Source organism: Thermomonas sp. (genome assembly GCF_020850895.1).
GTDB lineage: Bacteria > Pseudomonadota > Gammaproteobacteria > Xanthomonadales > Xanthomonadaceae > Thermomonas.
Genome location: NZ_JADZDS010000022.1, coordinates 84,887 through 91,515 on the forward strand (window position 1 = coordinate 84,887; position 6,629 = coordinate 91,515).

At 65.4% G+C, this 6,629-nt stretch carries 6 protein-coding genes; 3 read left to right on the forward strand and 3 right to left on the reverse strand.

Features of this window, described 5'->3' with window-relative positions; all coding sequences use genetic code 11:
• Positions 1-11: 11 nt before the first annotated feature.
• The gene (locus tag IT472_RS02340; protein ID WP_297177775.1) at positions 12-2,375 is read left to right on the forward strand and encodes a phosphomannomutase/phosphoglucomutase; all 2,364 of its coding nucleotides are present in this window, start codon (positions 12-14) and stop codon (positions 2,373-2,375) included.
• A 31-nt stretch (positions 2,376-2,406) separates the two neighbouring features.
• Here IT472_RS02340 and IT472_RS02345 read toward each other — a convergent pair whose 3' ends face one another.
• Entirely contained in the window at positions 2,407-3,123 is a 717-nt protein-coding gene (locus IT472_RS02345) for a hypothetical protein (RefSeq protein WP_297177778.1), read from the reverse strand.
• Positions 3,124-3,150: 27 nt separating this feature from the next.
• Entirely contained in the window at positions 3,151-3,804 is a 654-nt protein-coding gene (gene pyrE, locus IT472_RS02350) for an orotate phosphoribosyltransferase (protein ID WP_297177781.1), read from the reverse strand.
• A 137-nt stretch (positions 3,805-3,941) separates the two neighbouring features.
• On the opposite strand from pyrE, the gene IT472_RS02355 reads away from it, so the two are divergent.
• Positions 3,942-4,742: an exodeoxyribonuclease III gene (locus IT472_RS02355; protein ID WP_297177784.1), complete on the forward strand. Its 801-nt coding sequence runs from the start codon at positions 3,942-3,944 to the stop codon at positions 4,740-4,742.
• Positions 4,739-6,043 (forward strand): MFS transporter, encoded by a 1,305-nt coding sequence (locus IT472_RS02360; protein WP_297177786.1) that lies wholly within the window; start codon positions 4,739-4,741, stop codon positions 6,041-6,043. Before IT472_RS02355 ends, IT472_RS02360 begins: the two co-directional genes overlap by 4 nt.
• Here the strand turns inward: IT472_RS02360 and IT472_RS02365 are convergent.
• The coding region (locus tag IT472_RS02365; RefSeq protein ID WP_297177789.1) for an anhydro-N-acetylmuramic acid kinase at positions 6,031-6,629 on the reverse strand (599 nt) is incomplete at its 5' end. The two genes, IT472_RS02360 and IT472_RS02365, sit on opposite strands and share 13 nt — an antisense overlap.

The following is a 6,629-nucleotide window of genomic DNA, read 5'->3' on the forward strand; positions in this document are numbered from 1 at the left end:
GGGGAGCGTCCATGGCAGTGTTGGGTCTGGGTGGCAAACGTGACAAGGATGAGTCCGCTGGTGAAGGTCGACCCAAACTGGAGTTTGACCCGCTGCAGGCGGCGCGGGCATTGCCGTGGCTGGTCGGGCTGATCTCGGCGCTGGCGCTCTGGTGCCTTGTCACCGGAGGCTTGCGCCTGCGCGATGACAACCGCATCCATGCCCTCGAAGCAGCACGTGACGAAGTCGCCACGACCATCCGGCGAGGCTTGGACGAGCAGCGTCGCGCCCTTGCCGCGAGGCTGGCGGCGGCGGACGTCAAGGCGGCGTTGGTCCTGGGGGGGGCCCAGGGAGCAGCCGCACTGCGCAAGGCATGGCCGGGATTGCTCCGCGCCGAGGCTTGGCCGGCGGACTTGGACAGCCTGTATGCCGGCCTGCCGCACAGCGGTTTCGGCACTCTGGCAGCTGCCGAGGCTGCCCTGTCCACCGGCAAGACAAGCGTGCGGATCGTGCAGAAGGGTGGAACCCATCGACTGGCGATGGCCACACCTGTTCGCACGACACAAGCGTTGGTGGTCTACGTCGAACTGCCCATGGACAGCTTGAGCAACACGTTCGATACGGTCCAAATGCCGGGCGCCGTTTATTTGGCCCTGCGCCAGGGCCAGCAGAGTGTGGTTGAAATCGGTGACAAGGACCTCAATCAGTCAGCGGAAGCACTGGCGGTCAAGATCCCCGACAGTGAAATGCGCATCGTGGCTGCCACGCCGGACGAAACCCAGGTGCCATTCGGCTTGGGCGGTCCGGCGGGAATCGTGCTCGGGCTGGTGCTCACGATGATTGCGGCCGCGCTGTGGCTGATCCTGCGCCCACGCCTGCTGGCCATGGGCGGGCAGGTCGAGGTGGAAGCCGGCCCGACCCTGGCGGAACTGGAACCCGCGAAACCGGCGGTGGAGCGCACGCTGACCGAGCGCATCAAGGAAGAACCCAAGCCTGCGAGGGAAAAGGCTCCGGTCGTGATCGACCACCGCATCTTCCGCGCCTACGACATCCGCGGGGTCATTGGCCACTCCCTCGACAGCGGTGTGGCCGAATTGATCGGCCAAGCGATCGGATCGAGCATGGCTGAACAAGGACTGGATTCGATCGTGGTCGGTCGCGACGGCCGCCTGTCGGGACCGGAACTGATGCAGGGCCTGATCTCCGGCCTGCGCAAGGCCGGACGCAACGTGATCGACATCGGCATGGTGCCGACCCCGGTCGTGTATTTCGGCTGTTACCACCTGCGTACGGGTTGTGGCGTGGCGATTACGGGCAGCCACAATCCACCCGACTACAACGGTTTCAAGATCGTGGTTGGTGGCGAAACCCTCGCCGGGGCCGCGATCAAGGACCTGCATGCTCGGATCGCCGAGGATCGGCTGCTGGAAGCGCAGGCCCCGGGAACGCTCGTCGAACGAGACATCAGCCACGACTACGTGCAGCGCATCGCCGGCGATGTCCAGATCGGCGAGCGCCTGAAAGTCGTGGTCGACGCCGGCAATGGGGTGGCCGGAGAGATCGGCCCGCAAGTCCTGTCCGCGCTTGGCGCCGACGTCACGCCGTTGTTCTGCGACATCGACGGCGATTTCCCCAACCACCATCCGGATCCCAGCGAACCACGCAACCTCGAGGCGCTGATCCAGATGGTCCAGAGACTCGATGCGGACATCGGCTTGGCATTCGATGGCGATGGCGACCGCCTCGGCGTCGTCACCAAGTCCGGCAAGATCATCTACCCGGATCGGTTGCTGATGCTGTTCGCGGCCGACGTGCTGGAGCGCAACCCGGGCGCGGTGATCGTCTACGACGTCAAGTGCACTGCGCGCCTGTCGACCCAGATCCTGCGTCACGGCGGCAGCCCGATGATGTGGAAGACCGGGCACTCGCTGATCAAGTCCAAGATGCGCGAGACCGATGCCGCGCTCGCCGGCGAAATGAGTGGTCACTTCTTCTTCGCAGAGCGCTGGTACGGATTCGACGACGGCATCTACGCTGCGGCGAGGCTGCTCGAGATCCTCGACGTGCAGGGCCAGCCGGCCGAAGACGTGTTCGCCGCTCTGCCTGATGGGATTTCGACCCCCGAGATCAAGGTCGAATTGCCGGATGAGACGGACCCCCACGAATTCGTCGACCGCCTGCGCATTTCAGCCACGTTCGAAGGTGGCCGCCTGACCAGCCTCGACGGCGTGCGCGTGGATTGGCCGGATGGCTGGGGGCTGGTGCGCGCGTCCAACACCACCCCGGTGCTGGTCATGCGCTTCGACGCCGACAGCAACGAAGCCATGGCGCGCATCCAGCGGGTGTTCTCGAGCAACATGCTGGCACTGGAACCGGACCTGCAGCTGCCGTTCTGAGACGTTCGCGGGGACGTGCCCGGCCTCGGCTTCAATGGGTCGCCGGCACTGGCGCGGAAGGCGCCGGTGAAGCGGATGCAGCCGCGCCCTGGGTGGCACCGGCATCGGTTTCCATGCGGGTTTCCCGATACCGTTGCAAGGAATCCTGCATCTCGGTTTCCAACGCGGCCCGTTCGGACAATTGATTGCGCAGGATCTGCTGCTGCCGCAGCAGTTCGGAGTGCTGTCCTCGGATGGTGCTGGTCAGTCCCTGCGGCACAGGTGCATTGGCCAGTTCCTTGTCCCCTGCCTGCTGCAACAGCGAAAGCAGGCTCAGGCGAAGATTGGAAACCCCCAGCTGACTGGACTTGATTGCCTCATCCAGGAGCCCGGTCCGCTCGCCATAGGCTTGCCGAAGCTCTTCCTCGCTGCGGTAGGACTCGACCATCGCCAAGTCGCGCCGGCGCTGCGCGGCCTGCGCATCGGCCTGCAACTGCGCCGCCCTGACCGCCGCCGCGGCCGCAATGCGTTCGTCAGCCGTCAGTGCGCGCCCGACCGAACCCGTTTCCAGCCCGGTCCGCGCACTGAACTCCGTGCGTGCCGAATTGGCTGCAGACGCAGGCAGCGCATCCCCACAGACTCGCCTTCCACCCTCGTCCCAGCAATAGATCCGCTTCTGGGCTGGCGGCTGGCTTTGGGCCATGGCGGCGCCGCTTCCGGCCACAGCCAGGGCCGCAAGTAACGCGATGGTGCGGCCAGGTATCGACATTGCAACCTCCTCCACGCGGCAGACGGTTCAACCCACGCCATAGTGCGTGCGGTAGGCGGACAGGGCGTCGCGATGGCCATCAAGTTCGCCGTTTTCCGCTGCGAACGCAAGCAGGTCGTCCAGGCCGGCCACCGCAATCACCGGGATCCCGTGTTCCCGCGACACCGATTGCGCGGCTGATTCGGCGGCCCCCTCGTGCACGCGTTCCTGTCGGTCCAGTGCGATGACGATACCTGTTGCCTTGCCGCCGGCCTCGGCGATGATCGAGAGCGATTCACGGATCGCCGTACCCGCGGTAATGACGTCGTCCACGATCAGCACATTGCGACCGGAAAGCCCGGCACCAATCAGGCTTCCACCCTCGCCATGGTCCTTGGCCTCCTTGCGATTGAATGCCAGCGGCAGGTCGCGGCCGCGACGGGCGAACTCGCAGGCCAGTGCCGTGGCCAGTGGAATCCCCTTGTAGGCCGGGCCGAACAGCAAATCGAATTCCAGTTTCGCGGCGTCCACTGCATCCGCATAGCAGGCGGCGAGTCCTGCCAGCACCGCGCCCGAATCGAAGCGACCGGCGTTGAAGAAATACGGGCTGACGCGCCCCGATTTCAGCGTGAACTGGCCGAATCGCAGTGCATCGGCTGCCAGCGCGAGCTGCAGGAAGCGGCGGCGGTGGTCGGCTGTCATCGGGTTGTCGGCATCATGCAGGGGCGTGGGTGCAAGCGTAGCGCATGCCTCCCCACAGTTGCGCTTATGCTTGTGAACTCCGGGCGATCGCAAGATTGCCGTTTTTCATCCCCCGCCACGGATCCCCGCCCTGCCCCATGCGCATCCTCAGCTTTAACGCCAATGGCCTGCGTTCGGCCGCCAGCAAGGGGGTTTTCGACTGGTTCGTCGCGCAGGACATCGACGTACTGTGCGTGCAGGAGACCAAGGCGCAGGAATCCCAGTTGGACGATGCGGTATTCCGTCCATCCGGCTACCGGCGCTGGTGCAAGGATGCGCAGAAAAAGGGCTACAGCGGGGTGGCGATCTACAGCCGGCGGGAACCGGACGAGGTGCGCACCGCGCTGGGCTGGGCGCCGTTCGATGACGAAGGGCGCTACCTCGAGGCACGCTTCGGCAAGCTGTCGGTGGTCAGCTTCTACATTCCGTCCGGCAGCTCCGGTGAGGAGCGGCAAGGCTTCAAGGAAGAGGTGCTGGCCTGGTTGAAACCGATCATGGACGGCTGGCTGGCCAGCGGCCGTGAGTACGTGTTGTGCGGTGATTGGAACATCGTGCGGGCGAAGAACGACATCAGGAATTGGACCGGCAACCAGAAGAACTCCGGCTGCCTGCCGCACGAGCGTGCCTGGCTCAGTGGCTTGATTGCCGATGATTGCCACGACGGCTTGATCACGCCGCCGGCGCATGGCTGGAAGGACGCCTTCCGGGTCGCCAAGCCGGACGCGGTGGAGTATTCGTGGTGGTCGCAGCGCGGTGGCGCGCGCGCCAACAACGTCGGCTGGCGGATCGATTACCAAATTTGCACGCCGGGGATCGCCGCCGGCATCCGCCACGCCGAAATCTTCCCGGAACCGAAGTTTTCCGACCACGCCCCCTTGCTGGTGGAGTACGCCGATTGAACACCGCGTCCAAGCCGAACAAGCCCTCCGTCTGGCAGTCCTTCCGCCAGCCAGCCGCCGGTACCATGTTCTTCTTCGGGTTCTCCTCCGGTCTGCCATTCCTTCTGGTTGCCGGAACGCTCGCGTTCTGGCTGAAGGACAACCACATCGTGCTGAAGGACATCACGATGATCGCCAGCGCCGGCATGCTGTATGCCTTCAAGTTTGTGTGGGCGCCGCTGCTTGATCATTGGCGATTGCCGGTGTTCGCGCGGATGGGGCGTCGCCGCGGCTGGCTGCTGATGGCGCAGCTTGGGGTGATCGTGAGCCTGTTGGCGATGGCGGCGATCACGCCGACACAACTGGGCATGTTCATCGCGGCAACGCTCGGGGTGGCGTTTTTCGGTGCCACTCAGGACATCGCCGTGGATGCCTACCGCATCGAGATCGCCCCGGTGGACGCGCAGGGTGCGCTGGTGGCGACCTACTCGCTGGGCTATCGCATCGGTTTGATCGTGGCCGGCGCGTTTGCCGCGATCATGGCCGACCACATCGCCTGGTCCTTGGTCTACGTGGCGATGGCGACCGCCATGCTGATCCCGCTGGTTGCCAACCTGATGGCGCGTGAGCCGGAGGTCCAACTCGGAAAACGCCACCCGCGCTGGCGCGATGCGATGGTGGGCGCGGTGGTGGATCCTTTCGCGGACTTCTTCCGCCGTTTCGGTTGGGTGTTGGCGTTGACCGTGCTCGCCTACATCCTGCTGTTCAAGGTGCCGGAGCAGGCCACCATTGGCGGCATCATGAGCCCGTTCTACATCGACCAGGGCTTCACCAAGACCCAGATTGGCACGATCACCAAGCTGTGGGGCGTGTGGGTCGGCATCCTTGGCGTGTTCTGCGGCGGTGCCTTGGTGACCCGGATGGGCGCGTGGAAGTCGCTGGGCCTGATGATGCTGGTCTGCGGCAGCTGCAACCTGCTGTATCTGTTGCTGATGGTGCACAAGGGCGATCTGGTGATACTTACCGCGGTGATTTCGGCAGAGAACTTCACCCTCGGCATGCTCGGGCCGCCGACGGTGGCCTTCCTGTCGGCGCTGGTCAATCCGAAGCACACCGCCACCCAATACGCCCTGCTCAGTTCGCTGGTGAACCTGCCGGGCAAGGTCCTTGGCTTCTTCGCCGGCGGGATCGTCATGGCGACCGGCTATGGCATGTATTTCGTCATCACCGTGCTGGCCCTGATCCCGGCGGCACTGCTGTACGTGTGGCTGACCCCGAAGCTGCGCGCGCGGGTCTTCGATCCGGCGGCTCAGGCCGGATAAAGCGCGCCCAGCACCCGTAGCCCGGCCGCGCCGGTCACCGCCGGCAGGTTGCCGGGCCGGCCAGCCAGATATTCGCGGGCCAGCCAGGCGAAGGCCATTGCTTCGACGAAATCGGGATCCAGCCCGTGTGGTGTCGTGGTGTCGACAGTCACCTCAGGCATTGCCTTGGCCAATGCCGCCATCAGCACCGGGTTGTGCACGCCGCCACCGCAGGCGATGACGCGCTGCGTCTGCGGCTGGCCGGTGCGCAAGGCATCAGCCACGCTGCGCACAGTCAGCGCCAGCAGGGTTGCCTGCACGTCGGCGGGAGTCTCCTCGCCGCTCAGGGCGGCCTCCACCCAGTCCAGATGGAACTGGTCGCGGCCGGTCGACTTTGGCGGCGGCTGCGCAAACCACGGTTCGTCCAGCAGGCGCGCCAGCAGCGCGGCATCGACTTCCCCGGTGGCCGCGAACGCGCCACCCTCGTCAAAGCCCTGTCCGGTATGGCGCAGGCACCAGGCGTCCATCAGGCCATTGGCCGGGCCGGTATCGAAACCGCGCACCACGCCCTGCGCGGGCAGCAGGGTGAAATTGGCGATCCCGCCAA

Bases quoted from the DNA above. Each gene is read 5' to 3' on its own strand.
- IT472_RS02340 (WP_297177775.1), top strand. From the start codon at position 12: ATGGCAGTGTTGGGTCTGGGTGGCAAACGTGACAAGGATGAGTCCGCT.
- IT472_RS02345 (WP_297177778.1), bottom strand. From the start codon at position 3,123: ATGTCGATACCTGGCCGCACCATCGCGTTACTTGCGGCCCTGGCTGTG.
- pyrE (WP_297177781.1), bottom strand. From the start codon at position 3,804: ATGACAGCCGACCACCGCCGCCGCTTCCTGCAGCTCGCGCTGGCAGCC.
- IT472_RS02355 (WP_297177784.1), top strand. From the start codon at position 3,942: ATGCGCATCCTCAGCTTTAACGCCAATGGCCTGCGTTCGGCCGCCAGC.